The organism is Thalassospira sp. HJ, from assembly GCF_000948415.1.
Lineage (GTDB): Bacteria > Pseudomonadota > Alphaproteobacteria > Rhodospirillales > Thalassospiraceae > Thalassospira.
In genome coordinates, this window is sequence record NZ_JYII01000010.1 from 26,986 (window position 1) to 49,749 (window position 22,764).

The following is a 22,764-nucleotide window of genomic DNA, read 5'->3' on the forward strand; positions in this document are numbered from 1 at the left end:
ACATTTGTTTTCGCTTTTATCGCGTTGCACAAATTGTTATATAATTACTTGGACATTGTCTAGTGGATAATTTAATAACGTTTCCGCGTAATTATCGTAAAGAAACTCGGTAATAAAAATACAAGAGGTCGCGATGTCGATGGAAAACAAGCGCAATGCAGCAAAGCCGGAACGCGATCGCCCGTGGCTGATCCGCACCTATGCCGGGCATAGTTCGGCACAGGCATCAAATGCGCTGTATCGCCAGAACCTGGCAAAAGGTCAGACCGGGCTTTCGGTGGCTTTCGATCTGCCAACCCAGACCGGATATGATTCCGATCATGTTCTGGCGCGCGGTGAGGTCGGCAAGGTCGGCGTGCCGGTGGCGCATCTGGGTGACATGATGACGTTGTTTGACGGCATCCCGCTTGATCAGATGAACACATCGATGACGATCAACGCGCCGGCAGCCTGGCTTTTGTCACTTTATATTGCGGTGGCCGAAAAGCAGGGTACGGCACGCGCCAGCCTGCAGGGCACGACCCAGAACGACATCATCAAGGAATACCTGTCGCGCGGGACATATATCTTTCCGCCCGCACCCAGCCTTAAGCTGATTACCGATGTGGCGGCCTTTACCTATCGCGAGGTTCCGAAATGGAACCCGATGAATGTGTGTTCCTATCATCTGCAGGAAGCCGGGGCGACGGCCGAACAGGAGCTGGCCTATGCGCTGGCGACAGCGATTGCGGTGCTTGATGCCGTGCGCGATTCGGGACAGGTGCCCGAAGAAGACTTTGCCAAGGTGGTCGGGCGTATTTCGTTCTTTGTGAATGCCGGGATTCGCTTTGTCACCGAGATCTGCAAGATGCGGGCATTCTGCGAATTGTGGGATGAAATCACCCGTGATCGCTATGGCATTGAAGACGCCAAATATCGCCGGTTCCGCTACGGGGTTCAGGTCAACTCATTGGGCCTGACCGAACAGCAGCCGGAAAACAACGTCTATCGCATCCTGATCGAGATGCTGGCGGTGGTTCTTTCAAAGAATGCACGGGCGCGCGCGGTACAATTGCCCGCCTGGAACGAGGCGCTTGGTCTGCCGCGGCCGTGGGATCAGCAATGGTCGCTGCGCCTGCAGCAGATCATGGCCTATGAAACCGACCTTCTGGAATATGAAGACCTGTTTGATGGCAACCCGGCGATTGAACGCAAAGTCGGTGCGCTTAAGGAAGGAGCGCGGGCAGAGCTTGCCAAGATTGATGCCATGGGCGGTGCGATTGCGGCCGTTGATCGTGGCTATATGAAACAGGAACTGGTGCGCTCCAACGCGCTTCGACTGGCTGATATCGAAAGCGGGCTGACCAAGGTGATTGGCGTGAATGCCTTTACCGAGACGGAGCCATCGCCGCTGACTTCAGGTGAGAAATCGATCCTGACCGTTGATGACATGGCCGAGCAGGAGCAGATCGAAAAGCTGAAAGCATGGCGGTCGGATCGTGATCAGGCCACGGTTGATGCCACCCTGACAGAGCTGAAATCCGCCGCCAGCGAAGGGCGCAACATCATGGAAAGTTCCATCGCCTGCGCCCATGCCGGAGTGACGACCGGCGAATGGTCCGAGACGCTTCGCGACGTGTTTGGCGAATACCGTGCACCGACCGGGATCACATCCATGATTGTGACCGGGGATGAGGAAAACCTTCAGGATTTGCGCAATCGCGTGAATGAGGTTTCCGACAAGCTTGGTGAACGGATGAAGATGCTGGTTGGCAAGCCGGGGCTGGATGGCCATTCCAACGGGGCCGAACAGATCGCAGTCAAGGCGGGCGAGGCCGGGATCGAGGTCCTTTACGAAGGCATCCGCTGGACGCCAGAGGAACTTGTGCGCAACGCGATTGAAGACGGCGCACATGTGATCGGGCTTTCGATCCTGTCGGGCTCGCACGTGCCGTTGGTGCGCGAAGTGGTTAATGGCCTGCGTGCACAAGGGGCGGGTCATATTCCGGTGGTTGTCGGCGGGATTATCCCGGAGGCAGATATGCTGGTGCTGCGCCAGATGGGCGTTTCGGCGGTCTATACGCCGAAGGACTATCAGCTGGTCAAGGTGATCTCGGAGATTGTCGACCTGGTTGATCGCAAATCATCGGACAAGGCCGCAGCATCATCAAATGCCAATGGGGATGCGCAGGGCGACACCGCGTTGTTTTAAACGCCCCGCCAAGCAGAGCGGTGTAACAAAAAAACCGGTCGGACCCAACAACGGGTGCGACCGGTTTTCTTATGGATATGCCAGATCGATCAGGACTTGGCAGAAACCTTTTCGGTTTCGGTACCGTGGCGTTCATTGACCCAGCTTTCGAAGGTCGAGGCGGGCAGCGGCTTGGAGAACAGGAAGCCCTGAATGAAGTCGCAGCCTTTTTCCTGCAGATAGACAAGCTGTTCGACTTCTTCCACGCCCTCGGCCACCACTTCGAGATTGAGGCTGTGGCCAAGGCCGATCACCGCATCAACGATGGCCTTGTCATCGACATCGACATGAATGTCGTTCACGAACGAACGGTCGATCTTGATCGAGGTCACCGGGAAACGTTTGAGATAGTTCAGCGACGAATAGCCTGTACCGAAATCGTCAATCGCGATCAGAACGCCAAGTTCCTTGAGTTCTTTCAGCGTCGAGACAGCTTTTTCCGGGTTGTTCATCAGAATGGATTCGGTGATCTCAAGTTCCAGCGTGCCTTCGGGCAGGGCGGTTTCCTTGACGATCTTGGTGACACTGTCGACCAGTTCGGCATCCTGGAACTGTGCCGGGGACAGGTTGACCGCGATCCGAAGCCCGGCCAGCGATGAATTGCGCCATGCGCTGGTCTGACGGCAGGCCTTTTCAAGAACCCACGCGCCCAGACGGTTGATCAGGCCGCATTCCTCGGCCACCGAGATAAATTCGCCCGGCAGGATCAGGCCGCGTTCCGGATGATGCCAGCGCACCAGTGCCTCGGCGCCAACGACCTTTTCGGTGCGGCAGTCGATTTTCGGCTGATAGTAAAGTTCGAGCTGATCCTGTTCGAGCGCGTTGCGCAGATCTTCCTCGATGGTTTTGCGTTCTTTGACCCGTTCATGCATGGACGGCAGGAAGAAGCGGTAATTGTTGCGGCCTTCGGCCTTGGCGGCATACATCGCCATATCGGCGTTCTTGACCAGCTGTTCGGGGTTTTCGCCGTCCTCGGGGAACAGCGTGATGCCGACACTGGCGGTCGAATGCAGGCGGATGCCACGGCAATCGAACGGCTGGGACAGCTCGTCAATGATGCGCTGGGCTAGGGCGATGGTGTCTTCGATATTCTGGACGTCGGTCTGAATGATTGCGAATTCGTCACCGCCCAGACGGGCAGCGGTATCCGAATCGCGGATGATGCGCGACAGACGCTGACCCATTTCCTGAATCATCAGATCGCCGACATCATGGCCGAAGTGGTCGTTGATGTCCTTGAAGCGGTCAAGGTCGACAAACAGAACCGTGACACCGCGCTGGAAACGGCGGGCTGAAATAAGTGCCTGACGCAGACGGTCAAGGAACAGGGTCCGGTTCGGCAGGCTGGTCAGAACGTCATGAACCGCCAGATGACGCATGCGTGCTTCGGTCTGTTTACGTTCGGTAATGTCGGTATAGGTTGCAACATAACCGCCGCCCGGCATCGGGTTGTGATCAACCTGAATGACGCGGCCATTCGGGCGGGTGCGTTCCATGCGATAGGGTTCGCGACGGCGCGCAATCGCGACACGGTCGGAAATCAGGGCCTGAATGCTGACATCGCCATATTCGCCGCGTTCGCCGTTATAGCGCAGGATATCGGAAAGCGGTGTGCCTTCCTTGACCAGATCGCGCGGCAGGTTCAGCAATTCGATATAACGTTCGTTCCAGACCATGAGGTTCAGGTCCTGATCGAACAGACAGATGCCTTGGCCGATATTGTGCAGGGTGGCTTCAAGCAGGGCTTGCTTACGCTGGGCTTCTTCCTGTGCCTGCCCCTGAAGGGCGACCATTTCGTTATATTCGCGAATCAGAAGGCCAAGTTCGTCCGAGCTGTTCCATTCCACCGGACGGCGCAGACGGCCGTGTTTGGTCATTCGGATGGAATGCAGCAGACGATTAAGCGGTTCCTTGATCGAGCGTTTGTTCGCAATCAGAAGGCTTGCGGCCACAACCGAAATCAGAAGCCCGAACAGGATCATGTCGATCGCAATGCGGCGGAACAGCAAATCCTGCACGCGGTCATCGGTAAAGTAGATGACCAGTTCGCCAACGTCGTGGCGGACATTGTTGCGTTCGAAATACACCCGGCGCGACAGGCGCAGCGTATCGGTCAACTCGGACTGGGAAACGCCGGTATGGGCAAATTCGGTTCCGTCGGCACCAAGCGCCTGCACAGCAACGATGTCGCGATCACGCGCCATGGCGTTCAGTGCAGATTCGATGTTGTCGACGTCAAGATACCAAAACGGGGTCGCCAGAACGCGGGCGTTAATATCGGCGGTCTGTTCGACTTTGCCATTCAGGTCGTCGCGCAGCACCTTGTAGCTGACATAGCCAAAGACAATGAACAGGGCGAGCGAGAACAACGAGACAAGCGGCAATGCGATAAACAGCAGCCGACTGCTCAAGGACTTGCGTTGTAAAAACCCGTATGATCCGCGCGACAAGCGTTCTCTCCCTAGCGCCCAACTTTAAGCTGGTCGAATATACAATACTCGACCTTTGTATGGGTGCCAACTCCCCTGAATTAGTCTCAAGTCAAACCGTAACTTGATGAAAACGCAAGCTCGATTTCATTACATAAGTAATAACTGACCGAGGCCAGCAAACCTATCTATTTTGTAGCGAAGTCATTCAGCTTCAAGCAGTTTTGCGGGGATCTACGAAAAATTCGTTAGCGCGGGACGGCTTCGCGGGCCAGTTCGTCGCATCTTTCGTTTTCGGGATGGCCTGCGTGACCCTTGACCCAGTGCCATTCAACCTGATGCGGTTCGAGGGCTTTTAGCAAGCGTTGCCAAAGCTCTACGTTCTTGACGGGCTTCTTGTCAGCAGTTTTCCAGCCACGTTTCTGCCAGCCGAAAATCCATTTGGTTATGCCGTCACGGACATAGCTGCTGTCGGTGTAAATGTCGATCACACATGGGCGTTTGAGGGCTTCAAGCGCGCTGATCGCGGCCATCATTTCCATGCGGTTGTTGGTGGTTTCCGGATCGCCACCCGACATTTCCTTTTCCACGCCCTTAAAGCGCAAAATTGCGCCCCAGCCGCCGGGGCCGGGATTGCCGCTGCACGCGCCGTCTGTGTAGATCTCGACGCGGTTATCGCCGCCATTGCCTGAAGTCATATCGTCGTGTCCCTGGCCGGTGGCCTTAATCAAGCCCATAGGCCGCTGCGTTTTCCACACGTTGGTGGAAGCGCAATTTGTTGATGTATTCGCGCGGATTTTTCGGCGTGACCAGTGCGTCTTTCGGCGTGTTGACCCAGTCATACAGACGGGTCAGCAGGAAGCGCAGGCTGGCACCGCGGGCAAGAATGGGAAGGGCCTCTTTTTCGGCATCGGATAGCGGGCGCACCTTGCTGTAATGCGACAGAAGGTTTTTGGCCTTGGTGACATTGAAGCTGTTGTCGGGTTCAAAGCACCAGGCATTCATGCAAATCGCGACGTCATAGCAAAGCAGGTCATTACACGCGAAATAGAAGTCGATCAGGCCTGATACCTCTTCCTTGCCGGGGAAGAAGAACACATTGTCGGGGAACAGATCGGCGTGAATGACGCCCTTGGGCAGTTCGTGTGGCCAGTTTGCTTCGAGGTAATTGAGTTCCTCGGCGATCATTTCGCCAAGGCCCGGAAGCTCGTCATTGGCGTGTTCCTGGCAGCTTTCAAACAGCGACCGCCAACCTGCGACACTCAGCGCATTTGGCAGGTGCATTTCGAAATCAAGACCGGCACTGTGCAGTTCAGCCAGTGCCGCGCCAAGACCGGCACAATGATGGGGCTGGATACGGCGTGGCGACATGCCCTGCAGGAAGGATGTGATGGCAGCCGGGCGATCACACAGCGTGCGCAGTGCCAGGCCATCCTTGCCATGGATCGGGGTTGGGCAATTGAGCCCCTTGGCCGAGAGGTGATCCATCAGGCCAAGATAGAACGGCAGATCATCCGGATTTACACGCTTTTCATAGAGCGTCAGGATAAAGGGTGCTGTCGTTGTCTGAAGCAGGAAGTTGGTGTTTTCGACACCTTCGGCGATGCCCTTGAACGAAACCACGTCACCGATATCGTATTCGGCAACAAAACGAGAGATATCTTCGTCTGAAACGTCGGTATAGACGGCCATGGGTTCTATCGTCGTCCTGATCTGTAGGTAAGCGTATCTGCTGAATTAGCTGGCAAGCTGACGCGGCAGTTTGAAGGTGACGTTTTCGTCGGTGAGTGTGATGGTTTCGACCGTCACGTCATACCGTTCGCGGCAGGCATCAATGACTTCTTCGACCAGAACTTCCGGGGCGGATGCACCTGCGGTGATGCCAAGGCTTTTGATGCCTTCAAGCTTCGACCAGTCGATATCTTTTGCACGTTCGACCAGAACCGACCGCATGCAGCCTTCGCGCTTGGCGACTTCGACCAGACGGTTGGAGTTCGAGGAATTCGGCGCGCCAAGGACCAGAATGGCATCAGACTTTTCCGCGATCAGCTTGACTGCATGCTGACGGTTGGTCGTGGCGTAGCAGATGTCTTCTTTTTTCGGGACCGAGATCGACGGGAAGCGTTTCTGCAGGATTTCGATGATCTTGGCCGTGTCATCAAGCGATAGCGTCGTCTGGGTGACAAAGGCCAGATTTTCCGGATCGGAAACCTCGATGGTTGCGGCGTCTTCTTCGGTTTCGACAAGCGTCATGCTGCCGACGGGCAACTGGCCCATGGTGCCGATGACTTCCGGGTGGCCGGCATGGCCGATCAGAAGGATATGCTTGCCATCCGCGTGATGACGTTCAGCCCCGCGATGGACCTTGGAGACCAGCGGGCAGGTGGCATCAAGATATTCAAGCTTGCGGGTTTCGGCAGCCTCGGGCACGGATTTCGGCACACCATGGGCCGAAAAGATCACCGGTACGCCATCGGGAACCGCATCAAGTTCATCGACAAACACCGCACCCATATCGCGCAGGCGATCGACCACGAATTTGTTATGCACGATTTCGTGGCGGACATAGACCGGCGCACCATATTTTTCGAGCGCCTTTTCGACGATTTCGATGGCGCGATCGACCCCGGCGCAAAAACCGCGCGGGTTGGCGAGAACGATCTGAAGGCTGGCTTTGTCAGACATGATACAGGTCCGGCTTTCCCAAACGCGTCCGGACTGTCTTGATTGGCAGTCCCGGCGCTTTATTCAAACATTGACGTTACATAACCTGCCTGATCATGCGGTGCAATGACTCTGCGGCAAATGGCGACTGCGTCTTGCCCGGTTTTTTGATGCTTTCTAATGCCGGTCGGCCTTCAAGCGGGTTGTGCCGCGAACCGTGACAGAATAGACTGCGCGCGGGCTGTTCCGGTCGGACACAGACCCGAAAACATTTGGTTTGATAGAGGCTTGGATGACGATCGGTAACGGACTTCGGCGCGTTTATGCATTGGGTATGGTCTCGCTTGGCGGATTGCTAAGTGCGTGCGGCGGCGGCAACCCGTTCGAAGAACAGCCGGTTCCGATCTGCCCGTCGGCCTATCTGCCGAAGGATACGGCGAAGCTTGTGCAGTTTAGTGGTGGTGGGCGTGACCTTACCGATGTGATCGTCGAGGCGGAATTTACCGGCTATGTCGGGGATTGTGGCTATGACCTTGATGACGGTGAGCTTGACGTCATTATCAGCCCGATCATCACAGCCGAGCTTGGCCCGGCAGCGCAAAACCGCAATGTGAAGTTCGAATATTTCGTGGCGCTGCGTGACCCGGATGGCAACTTCATTCAGAAGTCGGTCTTCGATGTTAATATGGCCTTTGCCGATAATCTGAACATGGCGCGGATCCGTGACGAGCAGGTCACTTTGTCCGTGCCGCTGGCTGATGTTTGGACCGGTCCGGATTATGAAATCTATCTTGGTTTCCAGCTGAGTGCCGAGCAGCTTGAATATAATCGCCGGTTCGGAACCGACTGATTTTATTGCTGTTTGTCGGTCTTTGTGATGCTGATCCGACCTGCCCCGAAAATAGGGGCTGGTCGGTTTGCGCGGAAACCCGTATAAACAAAAACATACCCAAATGATCCACGTGGGAGAGGCCGCAGTCCTTAGGGATGGGCGGACGCCGAAGGAGCAACCACCCCGGAAACTCTCAGGCAAAAGGACCGCGTGGAGATGGGACTCTGGAAAGCAGGTGCTGGGTCATTCTGATCAAAGTGCACCTCGCCGAAGATGTAAGCAGACAGGTTCGACCATTGGCTGTGATTCTTTCAGGCTCCGAGACAGAGGGGGAATGTGGTTGGCCAGTGGTCGGCTATGTTTCGCAACGATTGTCCCGGAGAAGGAAGAGTGGATCAACAGACCGAACTGCTTAAAACTGCCCTTTATGACCTGCATGTGGAACTCGGTGCCAAAATGGTGCCGTTCGCTGGCTATGACATGCCGGTTCAGTACCCGCTGGGTGTTAAGGGCGAGCATCTTCACACGCGTGCCAAGGCTGGCCTGTTTGACGTGTCGCACATGGGCCAGGTTCGCCTGACCGGTGAAAACCGCGAGGCAGAGCTTGAAAAGCTCGTGCCCGGTGATATCGCCATCCTCAAGCCCGGTCGCACCCGCTATTCCGCCTTTACCCAGGATGATGGCACGATCCTTGACGATCTTATGATCACCAATGCCGGCGACAGCCTGTTTCTGGTGATCAATGCGGCGTGCAAGGATGATGATATCGTTCATATGCGCGCCAATCTTGGCGATGGCGTTTCCCTTGAAGAAATCGATGATCGTGCGCTTCTGGCCCTTCAGGGCCCGGATGCGGCCAAGGTGCTGGCACGCTTTGCACCCGCTGTTGCCGATCTGAAATTCATGAGCTTTGCCGAGATTGAGATTGCCGGCAGCCCGTGCTTTGTCACCCGGTCGGGTTACACCGGTGAAGACGGCTATGAAATTTCGGTGCCCAATGCAGATGCCGAGGCGCTTGCGCGCAAATTTCTGGCCGAGGAAGAGGTCGAGGCGATTGGCCTTGGCGCACGTGATTCGCTGCGTCTGGAAGCCGGTCTTTGCCTTTATGGCAATGATATCGACACCACAACCACCCCGGTTGAAGGTGATCTGAACTGGATCATCAACAAGCGCCGCCGTGAAGAAGGCGGCTTCAAGGGCGCTGATGTGATCCTTGATCAGCTTGAAAACGGGGCGGATCGCAAACGTGTTGGCATCAAGCCCGAAGGCAAGGCGCCAGCGCGCGAACATACCCAGATCCTCAATACCGACGGTGAAGAAATCGGCGAGATCACATCGGGTGGTTTTGGCCCGACGGTCGATGGTCCGATCGCGATGGGTTATGTTGCAATCGAGTTTTCCAAACCGGGAACCAAGGTCAACCTGATGGTCCGTGGCAAGGCGCGCCCGGCCGAGGTGGTCGAGCTTCCCTTTGCACCGCATCGTTATTTCCGCGGTTAAATACCAGAATTTATCAGAGAGAGCGGCATCGCCGCATTGGCATTGAATTGATCAAGAGGGACAAAGGAAAATGACTAAGAAATTTTCGCAGGAACACGAATGGATCGAGCTTGAAGACGGTGTGGCAACTGTCGGCATCACCGATTACGCACAGCAGTCGCTGGGCGATATCGTTTATGTAGAGCTTCCGGAAGTTGGCAAAAAGCTGACCAAGGATGGCGACGCGGCCGTTGTTGAATCGGTCAAGGCGGCAAGTGATGTTTATGCCCCGCTTGATGGCGAGATCGTTGAAATCAACGAAGAGCTTGATGCCAATCCCGGTCTGGTCAACGAAGCACCGGAAGCAGAAGGCTGGTTCTTTAAAATGACGCTGAGCGATGAGTCCCAGCTTGATGAGCTGATGGATGAAGCCGCTTACAAAGAATTCGTCGAAGGCCTTTAAGCATGCGCTATCTCCCACTGACACGCGCTGATCGTGCTGCGATGCTCGATACCATCGGGGCATCATCTGTTGATGAACTTTATTGTGACGTGCCCGAGGGCGCGTTGCTTGATGCACCTGTTGATTTGCCATCCCACCTTGGCGAAATGCAGGTCGAACGCGATATGATGGCCCTTGCCGCCAAGAATGTGGGCGCGTCCAGCGTGCCCAGCTTCCTTGGCGCGGGCGCTTATCGCCACCATGTCCCGGCGACGGTTGATTACGTGATCCAGCGCGGTGAGTTCCTGACCGCCTATACCCCGTATCAGCCCGAAATTGCGCAAGGGACACTGCAGTACCTGTTTGAATTCCAGACCCAGGTTGCCTCGATCACCGGGATGGATGTTGCCAATGCCTCGATGTGGGATGGTGCGACGTCCTGTGCCGAAGCGGTCCTGATGGCCTGCCGTGCGACCCGTCGCAAAAAGGCAGTTCTGTCGGGTGGTCTGCATCCGCATTACCGCGAAGTGACCGAAACATATTGCCAGTACAGCGACACCGAAGTTGCCGGTCGTGATGGTCATCCGGAGCATCAGGCATCCGCCGAAGAGCTTAATGATCTTATTGATGATCAGACGGCTTGTGTGGTGGTGCAGTATCCGGACGTGTTTGGCCGTATTCAGGATCACACCCAGCTTGCCGATCTTTGCCATGCCAAGGGTGCGCTTCTGGTCGTGGTCTTTACCGAGGCGGTTGCCTTTGGTGCGGTCAAATCACCGGGAAGCTTTGGCGCGGATATCGTTTGCGGCGAAGGCCAGTCGATCGGTAACGCGCTGAACTATGGTGGTCCGTATGTTGGCCTGTTTGCTACCACCCAGAAACTGGTGCGCCAGATGCCCGGTCGCCTGTGTGGTGAGACGGTTGATCAGGACGGCAAGCGCGGCTTTGTTCTGACGCTTTCGACCCGCGAGCAGCATATCCGTCGTGAAAAGGCGACCTCGAACATCTGTACCAACTCTGGTCTGTGTTCGCTGGCCTTTACGGTGCATATGAGCCTGCTTGGTGAAGACGGTTATCGCCGTCTGGCGACATTGAACCACGAAAATGCCTGCAAGGCGGCCGATGCGATTGATGCCGTCGATGGCGCGTCCGTGATCAATGACAACTTCTTTAACGAATTCACCGTCAAGCTGAGTAAGCCAGCGGCTGAGGTCGTCGAGACCCTGGTTGCCAAGGGCGTTCTGGCCGGTGTGCCGTTGTCGCGTCTGTATCCGAACCGTTCGGATCTGGACAACTACTTGTTGGTGGCGGTGACCGAAACCAACAGTGATGAGGATATCGCGGCCCTTGCGTCCGCATTGAAGGAGGCGCTGGCATGAATTTCACAACCCATACCGGCAACCGCGGCCTTGTCATTGAAGAACAGCTGATCTTTGAACAGGGTCAGCCCGGCCGTACCGGCGTTGATCTGCCGGAACCGGCAGGTACCAAATCCCGCCTTGGTGGTCTGGATCGCGATAGCGACGTTGGCCTTCCGGGCCTGTCCGAGCCGCAGGTCGTGCGTCACTTCACGCGCCTGTCCCAGAAGAACTATGGCATTGATGCCGGTTTCTTCCCGCTTGGTTCGTGCACGATGAAGCATAACCCGCGCCTGAATGAAAAGGTTGCGCGTCTGCCCGGTCTTGCCGATCTGCATCCGATGCAGCCCGAAAGCACCGTTCAGGGGGCGCTGGAACTGATCAACAGTTGCGCACACTGGCTTCTGGTTCTGACCGGCATGCCTGCGGTTTCCATGTCCCCGGCAGCGGGTGCACAGGGTGAGCTTTGCGGCATGATGGCCATTCGTGCGGCCCTTGATGCGCGCGGTGAAAACCGTCGTCGTGTTCTGGTGCCGGAATCAGCCCACGGGACCAATCCGGCAACCGCTGCAGCCTGTGGCTTTACGGTTGATTCGATCCCGGCAACCGAAGATGGCCGTGTTGATCTGGCAGCATTCGAAGCCAAGCTTGGCGACGATGTGGCTGGTATCATGCTGACCAACCCGAACACCTGTGGCCTGTTTGAACGCGATGTTCGCAAGATTGCCGATCTGGTGCATGCAGCGGGTGGTTACTTCTATTGCGATGGTGCGAACTTCAACGCCATTGTCGGTCGCGTGCGTCCGGCAGACCTTGGCATTGATGCGATGCATATCAACCTGCACAAGACCTTCTCGACCCCGCATGGCGGTGGTGGACCGGGTTCCGGACCGGTTGTCTTTTCCGAGGCACTGGCACCGTTTGCCCCGATCCCCTATGTCGTCAAAAAGGGCGACGGATTCCATCTGGTTGAAACCGCAGACGAAGATGACGGCATGCAGCCGTTTGGCCGCCTGAAAGGCTTCCATGGTCAGATGGGCATGTTCATTCGTGCACTGACCTATATGAAAAGCCACGGTGCAGATGGCCTGCGTCAGGCATCAGGTGATGCGGTGCTCAATGCCAACTATCTGCTGGCCCGTCTGAAAGACAAGCTTAGCGTAGCCTTCCCGGGTTACTGCATGCACGAGGCGCTGTTTGATGACAGCTTCCTGAAAGATACCGGTGTTTCGACACTGGATCTGGCCAAGGCGATCATCGACGAAGGGTTCCACCCGATGACGATGTATTTCCCGCTGGTCGTGCATGGGGCATTGCTGATCGAACCGACCGAGACCGAAACCAAGGAATCGATCGATCAGTTCTGTGATGCGATTCTGGCACTTGTCGCCAAGGCCGAGTCGGGGGATGCGGAATTCTTCAAGAATGCGCCGTATCTGACGCCGCGCAGACGCCTTGATGAAACCGCAGCCGCGCGTAAGCCGGTTTTGCGCTGGAAACCTGAAACAGCTTGATAACCCAAGCAACCTGACTGTTTAAAGCACCCCGGCCCTGTGGTCGGGGTGTTCTTTTTCAAAGACTTGTACTTGAAACCCATTGGACTTGTCGCAATCTGCACCCTTATACTTGTGTGAATTGTAATGAACGACGTCATCAATGACGTGTTTTGGGGATTTAGTGATCGGGCTGCTGTCCGTTCCGGAGGTTTGAAATCAGTCATGTCTCGTCGCGTGCAAAAAGTATTCACTGCTGAACGCCGTCTTAAAGAACGCACCGGTGGTGTTGTTGAGGATTGGTCGGACTCCTTCTTTGACCCGACGCTGGAAAGCGGCATGGGGGCAGGGGAGCCGATGCCGGCCGCCTTGCCTGCGTCGACGAGTGCCGGGGATGCGTCCGGGATTAGCCAGGCGGTTCTTGACGAAATCCGCGCGCTGCGTGGCGAGGTTTCGCAACTGCGTCAGGCTGTGGCATCCGGTGCCGTCCCGGTTGCCGGTGATGTTGCGATGGCAGCCCCGGTTGCCTCGAACGATGCGCCGATGGATGAGCTGCCTGAGCCGGTCTCAAGCAACCCGACCCATTCCAATCGTCCGGGCGCGGCGGAGCCAGATCGTGATGATCTGGAACTGATCCGCACCCAGATCGAGGAAATGAACGAGCATATCCACAAGGCCAAGGTTCAGATTGCCTCGCTTCGCCATCCGAAGGCACAGGATGACCGTCTTGTCAGTGCGGCCTCGGAACTTGATGCGATCGTCAAGGATACCGAGATGGCGACCCATACCATTCTGGAATCCGCCGAGCAGATCGATGATCTGACCATGACGCTGAAAAACTCGGCGCCCAGTGACTTTGTCGCCGATCACGTCGAACAGATTGCCTTTATCGTCACCAAGATTTTCGAAGCTTGTAACTTCCAGGACATTACCGGCCAGCGCATCAACAAGGTGGTCAGCACGCTTGAGTTCGTTGAAGAGCGTGTCCACAACATGATCTCGATCTGGGGTGAAGAGGCCTTTAGCGAGCTACCGGTTCCGGAAGTCGAGGAAGAAGCGCGTCCCGAGGATGCCGATCTTCTTAATGGTCCGCAGCTTGAAGGCGAAGGCATCAGCCAGGACGATATCGATAAGTTGTTCGAATAACTCGAAAAATACTTGGTTTTAGGGCCTGATTTAAGGTAGTAGCGTTGCCTGTCTATTCTCGGAGGGGGGATGGCAGGCGTTTGGGTGACGTCTTTTGTCAACCAAACGTTTACATATGCTAAGATACAGTCTTACCTATAAGAATAAGAAGCTATGTTGGGATGCGTGTGACATCAGGTTGCACGTGTTTTAGCGTGCTTGGAGGTTAATATGGGATTTTGGTCTCTCGGTGCTATTCGCCAGCCTAAGGCGCAGGATATCAAATGGCGAAAGAGCCCGCGTGGGGATTACTACCGTCTGTTCATGATCGACGACATTTCAGAGCTTAGCCTGAATGGGGTCGGTGGCGTTTACCTGCTGTGGCATGGCGGTTTGAAGCCGTCCTGGCTTGTTGCCGGTGCGACAGAGGATCTTGGCCACAGCTTTGCCGAACTCGCTCGTGATCCGGATATCCGCGAATATGATTCCCGCGGTGGCGTCTATATGAGCTGGTCGCCGATCAAGGGCAGCTTCCGGGAAGGTGTTGTGCACTTCATTGCCAAGCACACCAACCCGACCTTTGAATGCGATTATGACAGCAAGGAAGACCCGATACCGGTCCTGTTGCCGCGCTGATTTGCGGCATGGATGGTGGGAAAAGCAAAAAGCTCCGCAAGTGACTGCGGAGCTTTAAGCGCTTGTGCGGGTAAGCCTTTAAAGGCTTAGAGCTTTTTCAGAACAGCTTCAGCACTCGAAACTTCAAACGCGCCCGGTTCTTCGATCGCAAGATCGGTGACTTTGCCGTCTTCGACGATCATCGCGAAACGGTTGGCACGCTTGCCAAGGCCACGCCCGGTCAGATCAAGGCCAAGCCCGGTCGCATCAACAAAGGCAAGGTCGCCGTCAGAAAGCATGGTGACGTCATCGGCCTTTTCCGCATCTGCCCATGCCTGCAGGACAAAGGCGTCGTTTGACGCAAGGCAGGCAATCTCATCGACACCCTTGGCTTTGATTTCATCGGCTTTGGCGACAAAGCCGGGCAGGTGTTTTGCCGAGCATGTCGGGGTGAAGGCACCTGGCACTGCGAACAGGACAACTTTGCGACCTGCGAAGAATTCCTTGGAATTGACGGCTTCCGGACCGTCGCTGGTTGCGCGGAAAAGAGTAACTTCCGGGAGTTCAGTACCGACTGAAATGGTCATGGGTATCTCCGTTAATTGGCGCAATCCCGTTGACTGCGCGCTGGATCGCATGCCGGAATCAAACACCAAATCTGGTTGGCATTCAATGCTTTCACGCAGAGTTTTTAACAACTGTCATCTGCTTGACGTTTAACGTTAGCGCATTCGATCTTGTTCCCCGCAAATGGGTGAGCGGGATCAAAACAATACGCGTCCCCAATCAGATGTGATCACTGTGCCGAGCTGGCAAGGCTGGGAGAACCGTTTGCATCATCAAGGGCGCCAAGAACCTCATCGACGCCGAGCAGTTCCGACAGCAGGATACCTTCAGGGGCGGCCGGGCCGAACACGGCATTGAATGGAATGCCAAAGCGACCATAGGACGCCAGATAATCGGCAATCTGTTGATCCGGGCGGGTCCAGTCGGCCTGCATCAGAACGACATTGTCCTGTGTCAGGGCGGCACGCACATCCGGCTTTTCAAGAACCAGCTTCTTGTTGACCTGGCAGGTGACGCACCATTCCGCGGTGACATCAATCACGACGGTTTTGCCATCGGCAACCAGCGTGTTGATGGTTTCAGGGGCAAAGGCCTGCCAGGCAAGCGTGCCGTTGTTTGATGACGCACTTGTTGATGATGGCGGTTGTGAGAAGCCGGGCGCAAACAGCGCAACAAGGAAGCCAAGGACAGCAAGCGAGGTGAAGGCAAAACGCGGACGCAGGTTCGATGTGCGTTTGCGTGCCCAGATGAAAACACCACCGGCAATCAGACCCAACCCGACAGCAATCGCACCAGTCATGCCGATCTGAACCGACAACACGCCAAGTAACCAGACCGCCGTCCCGATCAGGGCAAGCCCAAGAACGAATTTGACACCATTCATCCAGCGCCCCGGTTTGGGCAGGATATGGGCCACACGCGGCTGGATGGCGATGGCGAAATAGGGCAGGGCCAAACCAATGCCGAGCAAGGTGAAAATCCAGAAGATATCAAACACGCTGCCAGCCAGAGCGAACCCGACAGCCGTACCAAGGAACGGTGCAGAGCACGGGGTGGCCAGCAAGGTGGCAAACATACCGGTTAGGAAGTTGCTGCTGATATGGTGGCCGTGGCTTTCGCTGCGCGTGATGGCGTCATTGGCGGCATTGCCAAGCTGGTCCGGGCCGGAAATTTCAAACAGACCCCACATATTGAGTGCAAACAGGGCCAGGATGATCGTCATCACGGTCAGGAAAAGCGGCTGCTGGAACTGAATACCCCAGCCGATGGTGCCGCCAGCCAGTTTGATGCTAACCAGAACAGCGGCAATCACCCAGAAGGATGTGATAATCCCGGCCGCACTGGCAAGGAAACCGATGCGCACCCGGTTGGTATCCTGTTCGCGGGCTTTAAGGGCCGACATGACCTTGATCGACAGGACCGGCAAGACGCAGGGCATGACATTCAGGATCAAGCCGCCCAAAAGGGCAAACAGGCCGATCATCCAGAAGCTCATGCCAGCGGTTGCACCGGACGCCGCTGTTGAAGTCGTTCCAGTCGCAGCGTCGTCAGTCGCACCAACAACAAGGTTCTGTTCAACTGAAAGCGGACCGGCAATCGCTGTGACGGTAATGGCTTCATCGATGAGCGACTGGTCTTCTGCCAGTCCCAGAACGGCGATGTCGAAATATCTGGTATCGGTGCTGGTGTCGTCGGCAATGGTTGCTGGCTTGGGCAGGCCAAAGCCAGCACGCAGGTCGCTTTCAATCAGGATATCGTCAATCTCGACCCCGGCTTCATCAAGGCCGCGCACAGCAAGGCGCAGATGGGTCGCATCGTTGGTTGTTGCCGCAGTCAGGCTTGTAACTTCGATGGGAAGGCCCGCACCCGTAAGCGGCACGCGCGAGACAAACTTTTCGATCTGGTGCGCATGGTTGCTGGCGGTCGAAACACCGCTGCCACCTGCGGCACTGGCCGGGATATCAAGATTGAAGTCCGCACTTGCCGGAATGCAGATGTCGCTGCAGACGAGATAATCGACATTAAGCTGGATCGCGACCGGCTGCGTTGGATCGGGGATCGTGACATCAATCGGCAGAATGATCTGATCCTTATAGCCAAATGTTTCCAGACCAAAGATCGAGAAACGATGCGGTGCCGGCCAAAGAATGTTTGCCTCACCCACATTCTGCGATCCGGTCCAGTCCAGCTGTGGCGGGAAGCCGGCATCGCCAGCACTTCGCCAGTAAATCTTCCAGTCAGGCTGCAATTCATATTCAAGGCCCAGACGCAGTGTCTGCTTGCCGCCGGTTTCGGTCTGCGCGCTGATCAGGCGCACAGATGTGAAATCCTCATCAATCCAGTCGGTCGCCATATCCGATGCGGCCACGGCGGCGGTGGTAACGCCGATGGACGAAAGGCAGAGGGCAAACAAAAATGTCAGGCGGACGATAAGGTGGCGGAGCACGTGTTGTTCCTTAAGCACGAAAGAGCGATGAGCGCAGTGTCGGCCAAACTTGTGGCACAAAACAGGCGTAATTCGACGCCCTGTTCAAATCAAGCCACGACTATGTGATCTTCATAGCACAAGCATACCGCACCCTGGCATGACACAGCGCAAAAACAGCGTCCTTCATTGGCATGGCAGGCGGTTGCTGCCTACATGACCTATATGGGAAGTCGGTATGTCAAACGACAAAATATCGGGTTTCCCGGGTTCTTGATGGTAATGGAAAGGCATTCGCGATAGGCTTTATGAAACAGGTTAAAGAGAGTTTCGATATGGGTGAAGGTATAGACACGGGCGATTATCTCGGTGGCAAGCTGTTGGTAGCCATGCCGGGAATGCGTGATCCGCGCTTTTCGCAAAGTGTGGTCTATATCTGTGCGCACAACAAAGACGGTGCGATGGGGCTTGTGATCAACCGCCTGATCGACAGCATCACCTTCCCGGAATTGCTTGAACAGCTTGGCATCGCACGCCCGGCACCGACGATCGAAGACATTCAGGTGCATTTCGGCGGCCCGGTCGAAAGCAGCCGTGGCTTTGTGTTGCATTCAACCGACTTTTCCAACGAAGCAACCCTGCATGTTGATCGCGGCGTGTCGGTAACAGCCACAGTCGATATCCTTGAACAGATTGCGGTTGGTGAAGGCCCGCAAAGCCGGATCCTGGCGCTTGGCTATGCCGGATGGCGCAGCGGACAGCTTGAAAGTGAAATCCTTGCCAATGGCTGGCTTCACGTTGATGCCGATGCGGATCTGCTGTTTGATACCGATTGCGAAGACAAGTGGGAACAGGCGTTCTCGCGGCTTGGCTTTGCGCCGGAACTGCTGTCGGGTGAAACTGGTCACGCTTAACCGGTGCCGTTGTCCGGCAATCCTTATATCTGTCAAAAGAAAAAGCCTGCCGAAGTGGCAGGCTTTTGTGTTTGTCGCGGTTTGATAAGATTAATCAAACAGGGCGTCGATTTCTTCTTGTGAGAAGATCTGGTCAACCTCATCCTGCGAGACGCGATTGGCGTTCTGCGGTGCCTTGGTGACAGTTTTGTCGAGGTTGTCGAGGCCCTTGGGATCTGGCGGCAGGTCAAACTCGTCAAAGTCCTCTTCGCCCCAAATCTCGATGACGCGATTCACGCGTTCCTCGATATATTTCATGGTGTTGACGACTTTGGTGATCCGCTGTCCGGTCAAATCCTGGAAGTTACAGGATTCAAAGACCTTGACCACCAGTTCGACAATGTCGTCGGCCAGCCCTTGCGTATAGTCGTCAGGTGCCGCGGAACGGATGTTATGGGCGACCGCATCGATCTTTTCGACGGTTTCAAGGATGTTGGCGGTTGCGTCCTCGGTCGCGGCAACGACGGAATCAAGCTCACCCTTCACGATATTGATGCGTGTGCCGCTGTCATCTTCGGGCGCAGTATAAAGGGCTGCGATTTCGCGTTTGGTTTCCTGAATGGAATTGGCCAGTGCGCGGACTTCGTTTTTCACAAGGCGAAGCTCATTGCGGGCATCAGCCTGTTCGTCGTCTTCCGGTGCGGCCTTGTTCGCCTTTTTCTGTTCCTCGATCATCACGCGGATGTCGGAAAGCAGTTCAAGCTTGAGATCCTCGATCGCGGTATGGAGGCTTGAGATATCGGCGCCGCCGGCAGCGCCATTCGGGTCGGTCGGCATGTCGGTCGGCAGGGCGACCATGTCACTCATGGTTTCGAGTTTGTTGAGCAACCGCATCTCTGCGGTAAATAGTCTTTTACTTCCTGAGCGTGCCATAGACGAACCTCTGTCTTTGTACCGTCTGTAGCGGGCAAGAGCCGGTCTGGCTGTCTTGCACGGAACATCGGGAATGCATACGTATGGGTAGAATAGTCCGCAAAGCTGATATATCCAACCGAATTTCTATCCGTGATATTGGGGAAAAGTCTGCCCAATTAAAGGGTTCGACGCGTATTTTTGCTTTTGGGAAACTTTGCCGGGTCAAAACGGAGCGCCGAATCGTTTGCAAAACCGTTTTTTGCCCGGTGTCTGGCGGAAAATCGTGGCCGATTGCAAACCCTTGAGGATGCCGTAGCGTTGGATTGATCGGATGACGTTTCAGCGCCGTAAGTTTTACAACGAAACGGCTTTAGCCATTGGTTGAAGTGATTCCAAGGTCTTTTGCGCATATATTGCAAAGCAGCAAACTGGAATGATGCAAAATCCGGCCAAGAGGAATGGCGGTTTTTCTATCCAAGGGTGGGTGTTTAGAACGATTTCAGCTAAAACCAGAGCGCTAATTTGATGTCTTATCAAATACATTTTTTGTGCAATGCAGCGAGGTTTTTTCTGGAACAGGTGCCGAAGATACGCTATTTGCCTGCGATACCAATGTACTTTCATGTGCAGGCTATTTAAGAATAAGATATGTCAGAGGAAATGCTCCGGTCCGTCAATTTTTAATCTTTGGTTGATATGGTGGAAAGCTTCCAAGAAGGAACCTTGAAACCCGGTCTGTTCAAAGAGACGGAGGTGGGGAGAGAGTGAGGCATATCGCCTTGAGATGTAATGCGAGGGGGCAGATTCGCATGTCGATCAAGAAGCTATTTCCCATCCTGTTGTTGGGATTGGCGGTTATTACCGGGTTTGACAGCGCAGCGCTTGCTGTCGGTCAACCCGAGCCGTGGCAGCTTGGGCTGCAGGATCCGGTTTCACCGGTGGCTGTTGAAGGCCAGAAATTCTTTAATCTACTGATCTGGTTGATGACGATCATTACCGTGATCGTTCTGTTTTTGCTGCTGTATGTTCTTTTCCGCTTCAGCGCGAAACGCAACCCCGTACCGTCGAAAACGACCCACCACACCCTTCTTGAAGTGGTCTGGACGGTTGTTCCGGTACTGATCCTTCTTGTGATTGCAATCCCGTCCTTCCGCCTGCTGTATTTTGCAGACCGTGTCGAGGATGCTGATCTTACGCTCAAGATCATTGGCAAGCAGTGGTACTGGACTTACGAATATCCGGATAACGGCAACTTCACGTTTGATTCCCTGATGATCGATGAAGAAACTGCCGTTGCAGAGGGCATGAACCGCCTTCTGGATGTGGACAATCCCGTTGTCCTGCCGGTGGACCAGAACATTCGCCTGGTCATGACGTCTGACGACGTGATCCATAACTGGGCCATGCCTTCGCTGTTCATCAAGCTTGATGCCGTTCCTGGCCGTCTCAATGAAACCTGGACCCGCATTCCAGGTGAGTATGCCGGTACGACATTCTATGGTCAGTGCTCTGAGCTGTGCGGTGTTAACCACGCCTATATGCCGATCGCAGTCAAAGCTGTTACCATGGAAGAATACGAGGCCTGGGTAGCCAAGGCCCAAGAAGAATTCGCATCTGCTGATCTGCCGTCTGCGGTATCAGTCGCATCGGCAGAGTGAGGGAGAGACTGATGGCTCACGCTGACACACATGATCACGATCATACCCCCGGCTTCTTTGCCCGTTGGTTCCTGTCGACCAACCATAAAGATATCGGGACGCTTTATCTTATCTTCTCTGTAATCGCCGGTTTGATCGGTGGCGCGTTTTCGGTCTGGTTCCGTATGGAACTGGCAGAGCCGGGAACGCAGATCATTGAAGATCACCATTTCTTCAACGTGCTCGTGACCGCACACGGCATGATCATGGTCTTCTTTGTTGTCATGCCCGCCATGATTGGCGGTTTCGGCAACTGGTTTGTTCCGATCATGATTGGCGCGCCGGACATGGCGTTCCCGCGTTTGAACAACATTTCGTTCTGGCTGATCGTTCCGGCCTTCATCCTGCTGATGCTATCAGCTGTGGTGGGCAGCGGGGCTGGTACCGGCTGGACGGTTTATCCGCCGCTTTCGGGCGTGCTTGGGCATCCTGATGCCTCTGTCGACCTTGCGATCTTTGCGCTGCACCTTGCCGGTGCCAGCTCGATCCTTGGTGCGGTGAACTTCATTACCACCATTTTCAACATGCGTGCGCCGGGCATGACCCTGCACAAGATGCCGCTGTTTGCATGGTCGATGCTGGTTACAGCATTCCTGCTGCTGCTGGCTGTGCCGGTTCTTGGTGGCGCGATTACCATGCTTCTGACCGACCGTAACTTTGGCACGGACTTCTTCAATCCGGCCGGTGGCGGTGACCCGATCCTGTATCAGCACCTGTTCTGGTTCTTCGGGCATCCGGAAGTGTACATCATGATCCTGCCGGGCTTTGGCATCATCAGTCACATCATCTCGACCTTCTCGCGCAAGCCGGTCTTCGGCTATCTCGGGATGGCCTATGCGATGGTGGCGATCGGTGTTGTCGGCTTCATCGTGTGGGCGCACCACATGTACACTGTGGGCATGGATGTTGACACCCGTGCATACTTCACCGCGGCGACGATGGTGATTGCGGTGCCGACCGGGGTTAAGATCTTCTCGTGGATTGCGACCATGTGGGGTGGCTCGATCACCTTGCGTGCTCCGATGCTTTGGGCGATCGGCTTTATCTTCCTGTTCACTGTGGGCGGTGTGACAGGTGTGATGCTGGCGAACTCGGGCATGGATTTGCCGCTTCATGACACCTACTTTGTTGTGGCGCACTTCCACTACGTTCTGTCGCTTGGTGCGGTCTTCTCGATCTTTGCGGGCTTCTATTACTGGTTCAGCAAAATGTCGGGCTACGAGATTTCCGATCTCGGTGCGAAGATTCACTTCTGGCTGTTCTTCATCGGCGTTAACTTGACCTTCTTCCCGCAGCACTTCCTGGGACTGGCTGGCATGCCGCGTCGTTATGCCGACTATCCGGATGCGTTCGCGGGCTGGAACATGGTTTCGTCCTATGGTGCCTATATCTCGTTTGCGGCGACCATCTTCTTCCTCTGTGTGGTGGCGCATGCCTTCATCCGTGGCAAGAAGGCCGAGGCAAACCCGTATGGGGAAGGTGCCGATACGCTGGAATGGACTGTGAGCTCTCCGCCGCCGTTCCATACCTTTGACGAACTGCCGCGTATCAAGTAAGTGACACTGGTTTAAGTCCCCCGCAGACCCCGGTTTGCGGGGGA

The 22,764-nt window shown here is 55.4% G+C and carries 18 protein-coding genes and 1 riboswitch; of the genes, 11 read left to right on the plus strand and 7 right to left on the minus strand.

Annotated features, from left to right (window positions below):
• Positions 1 to 133: 133 nt before the first annotated feature.
• Complete coding sequence (locus UF64_RS05630; RefSeq protein ID WP_044827656.1) at positions 134 to 2,191, plus strand: protein meaA; 2,058 nt, start codon at positions 134 to 136, stop codon at positions 2,189 to 2,191.
• A gap of 89 nt (positions 2,192 to 2,280) precedes the next feature.
• Here UF64_RS05630 and UF64_RS05635 read toward each other — a convergent pair whose 3' ends face one another.
• From UF64_RS05635 to ispH, 4 genes are all read right to left on the minus strand, one after another.
• Complete coding sequence (locus UF64_RS05635; protein ID WP_044827657.1) at positions 2,281 to 4,641, minus strand: bifunctional diguanylate cyclase/phosphodiesterase; 2,361 nt, start codon at positions 4,639 to 4,641, stop codon at positions 2,281 to 2,283.
• Between the two features lie 266 nt (positions 4,642 to 4,907).
• Complete coding sequence (rnhA, locus tag UF64_RS05640; protein WP_044828176.1) at positions 4,908 to 5,357, minus strand: ribonuclease HI; 450 nt, start codon at positions 5,355 to 5,357, stop codon at positions 4,908 to 4,910.
• A gap of 25 nt (positions 5,358 to 5,382) precedes the next feature.
• Entirely contained in the window at positions 5,383 to 6,351 is a 969-nt protein-coding gene (locus UF64_RS05645) for a homoserine kinase (RefSeq protein WP_044827658.1), read from the minus strand.
• A 45-nt stretch (positions 6,352 to 6,396) separates the two neighbouring features.
• The gene (gene ispH, locus UF64_RS05650; protein WP_044827659.1) at positions 6,397 to 7,344 is read right to left on the minus strand and encodes a 4-hydroxy-3-methylbut-2-enyl diphosphate reductase; all 948 of its coding nucleotides are present in this window, start codon (positions 7,342 to 7,344) and stop codon (positions 6,397 to 6,399) included.
• Between the two features lie 271 nt (positions 7,345 to 7,615).
• Here ispH and UF64_RS05655 point away from each other — a divergent pair, with 271 nt between their 5' ends.
• From UF64_RS05655 to UF64_RS05685, 7 genes are all read left to right on the plus strand, one after another.
• Positions 7,616 to 8,173, plus strand: coding sequence for a hypothetical protein (locus UF64_RS05655; protein ID WP_044827660.1), 558 nt, complete (start codon positions 7,616 to 7,618; stop codon positions 8,171 to 8,173).
• 103 nt (positions 8,174 to 8,276) lie between these two features.
• Positions 8,277 to 8,374: riboswitch (glycine riboswitch) on the plus strand.
• Positions 8,375 to 8,512: 138 nt separating this feature from the next.
• Positions 8,513 to 9,655, plus strand: coding sequence for a glycine cleavage system aminomethyltransferase GcvT (gene gcvT, locus UF64_RS05660; RefSeq protein WP_044827661.1), 1,143 nt, complete (start codon positions 8,513 to 8,515; stop codon positions 9,653 to 9,655).
• A gap of 70 nt (positions 9,656 to 9,725) precedes the next feature.
• Complete coding sequence (gene gcvH / locus UF64_RS05665) at positions 9,726 to 10,097, plus strand: glycine cleavage system protein GcvH (RefSeq protein ID WP_044827662.1); 372 nt, start codon at positions 9,726 to 9,728, stop codon at positions 10,095 to 10,097.
• 2 nt (positions 10,098 to 10,099) lie between these two features.
• A complete protein-coding gene (gene gcvPA / locus UF64_RS05670; protein WP_044827663.1) occupies positions 10,100 to 11,455 on the plus strand; it encodes an aminomethyl-transferring glycine dehydrogenase subunit GcvPA in 1,356 nt (451 codons plus the stop codon).
• A complete protein-coding gene (gene gcvPB, locus UF64_RS05675; protein WP_044827664.1) occupies positions 11,452 to 12,948 on the plus strand; it encodes an aminomethyl-transferring glycine dehydrogenase subunit GcvPB in 1,497 nt (498 codons plus the stop codon). Before gcvPA ends, gcvPB begins: the two co-directional genes overlap by 4 nt.
• A 204-nt stretch (positions 12,949 to 13,152) precedes the next feature.
• The gene (locus UF64_RS19610) at positions 13,153 to 14,073 is read left to right on the plus strand and encodes a protein phosphatase CheZ (protein ID WP_052657515.1); all 921 of its coding nucleotides are present in this window, start codon (positions 13,153 to 13,155) and stop codon (positions 14,071 to 14,073) included.
• Positions 14,074 to 14,283: 210 nt separating this feature from the next.
• Entirely contained in the window at positions 14,284 to 14,688 is a 405-nt protein-coding gene (locus tag UF64_RS05685) for a hypothetical protein (RefSeq protein ID WP_235284973.1), read from the plus strand.
• A gap of 86 nt (positions 14,689 to 14,774) precedes the next feature.
• Here UF64_RS05685 and UF64_RS05690 read toward each other — a convergent pair whose 3' ends face one another.
• Complete coding sequence (locus tag UF64_RS05690; protein ID WP_044827665.1) at positions 14,775 to 15,254, minus strand: peroxiredoxin; 480 nt, start codon at positions 15,252 to 15,254, stop codon at positions 14,775 to 14,777.
• A gap of 209 nt (positions 15,255 to 15,463) precedes the next feature.
• Positions 15,464 to 17,680, minus strand: coding sequence for a protein-disulfide reductase DsbD (locus UF64_RS05695; RefSeq protein ID WP_052657517.1), 2,217 nt, complete (start codon positions 17,678 to 17,680; stop codon positions 15,464 to 15,466).
• 287 nt (positions 17,681 to 17,967) lie between these two features.
• Between UF64_RS05695 and UF64_RS05700 the strand changes: the two genes are divergently transcribed.
• Positions 17,968 to 18,573: a YqgE/AlgH family protein gene (locus UF64_RS05700; protein ID WP_044827666.1), complete on the plus strand. Its 606-nt coding sequence runs from the start codon at positions 17,968 to 17,970 to the stop codon at positions 18,571 to 18,573.
• Between the two features lie 90 nt (positions 18,574 to 18,663).
• Here the strand turns inward: UF64_RS05700 and UF64_RS05705 are convergent, their stop codons facing one another.
• Positions 18,664 to 19,485 carry a hypothetical protein gene (locus UF64_RS05705; RefSeq protein WP_235284974.1) on the minus strand — a complete coding sequence of 274 codons (822 nt, stop codon included), beginning with the start codon at positions 19,483 to 19,485 and terminating at the stop codon, positions 18,664 to 18,666.
• Positions 19,486 to 20,276: 791 nt separating this feature from the next.
• Here UF64_RS05705 and coxB point away from each other — a divergent pair.
• Together coxB and ctaD are read left to right on the plus strand one after the other, a co-directional pair.
• Complete coding sequence (gene coxB, locus UF64_RS05710; RefSeq protein WP_044827668.1) at positions 20,277 to 21,125, plus strand: cytochrome c oxidase subunit II; 849 nt, start codon at positions 20,277 to 20,279, stop codon at positions 21,123 to 21,125.
• An 11-nt stretch (positions 21,126 to 21,136) separates the two neighbouring features.
• On the plus strand, positions 21,137 to 22,720 hold the full coding sequence (ctaD, locus tag UF64_RS05715) for a cytochrome c oxidase subunit I (protein ID WP_044827669.1): 1,584 nt from the start codon (positions 21,137 to 21,139) through the stop codon (positions 22,718 to 22,720).
• Positions 22,721 to 22,764: the final 44 nt, after the last annotated feature.

Bases quoted from the DNA above. Each gene is read 5' to 3' on its own strand.
- gcvPB (WP_044827664.1), top strand. From the start codon at position 11,452: ATGAATTTCACAACCCATACCGGCAACCGCGGCCTTGTCATTGAAGAA.
- rnhA (WP_044828176.1), bottom strand. From the start codon at position 5,357: ATGACTTCAGGCAATGGCGGCGATAACCGCGTCGAGATCTACACAGAC.
- gcvPA (WP_044827663.1), top strand. From the start codon at position 10,100: ATGCGCTATCTCCCACTGACACGCGCTGATCGTGCTGCGATGCTCGAT.
- UF64_RS05705 (WP_235284974.1), bottom strand. From the start codon at position 19,485: ATGGCACGCTCAGGAAGTAAAAGACTATTTACCGCAGAGATGCGGTTG.
- ispH (WP_044827659.1), bottom strand. From the start codon at position 7,344: ATGTCTGACAAAGCCAGCCTTCAGATCGTTCTCGCCAACCCGCGCGGT.
- UF64_RS05630 (WP_044827656.1), top strand. From the start codon at position 134: ATGTCGATGGAAAACAAGCGCAATGCAGCAAAGCCGGAACGCGATCGC.
- UF64_RS05690 (WP_044827665.1), bottom strand. From the start codon at position 15,254: ATGACCATTTCAGTCGGTACTGAACTCCCGGAAGTTACTCTTTTCCGC.
- coxB (WP_044827668.1), top strand. From the start codon at position 20,277: ATGTCGATCAAGAAGCTATTTCCCATCCTGTTGTTGGGATTGGCGGTT.
- UF64_RS05655 (WP_044827660.1), top strand. From the start codon at position 7,616: ATGACGATCGGTAACGGACTTCGGCGCGTTTATGCATTGGGTATGGTC.
- UF64_RS05685 (WP_235284973.1), top strand. From the start codon at position 14,284: ATGGGATTTTGGTCTCTCGGTGCTATTCGCCAGCCTAAGGCGCAGGAT.
- UF64_RS05700 (WP_044827666.1), top strand. From the start codon at position 17,968: ATGAAACAGGTTAAAGAGAGTTTCGATATGGGTGAAGGTATAGACACG.
- UF64_RS19610 (WP_052657515.1), top strand. From the start codon at position 13,153: ATGTCTCGTCGCGTGCAAAAAGTATTCACTGCTGAACGCCGTCTTAAA.
- UF64_RS05645 (WP_044827658.1), bottom strand. From the start codon at position 6,351: ATGGCCGTCTATACCGACGTTTCAGACGAAGATATCTCTCGTTTTGTT.
- gcvT (WP_044827661.1), top strand. From the start codon at position 8,513: ATGTTTCGCAACGATTGTCCCGGAGAAGGAAGAGTGGATCAACAGACC.
- gcvH (WP_044827662.1), top strand. From the start codon at position 9,726: ATGACTAAGAAATTTTCGCAGGAACACGAATGGATCGAGCTTGAAGAC.
- ctaD (WP_044827669.1), top strand. From the start codon at position 21,137: ATGGCTCACGCTGACACACATGATCACGATCATACCCCCGGCTTCTTT.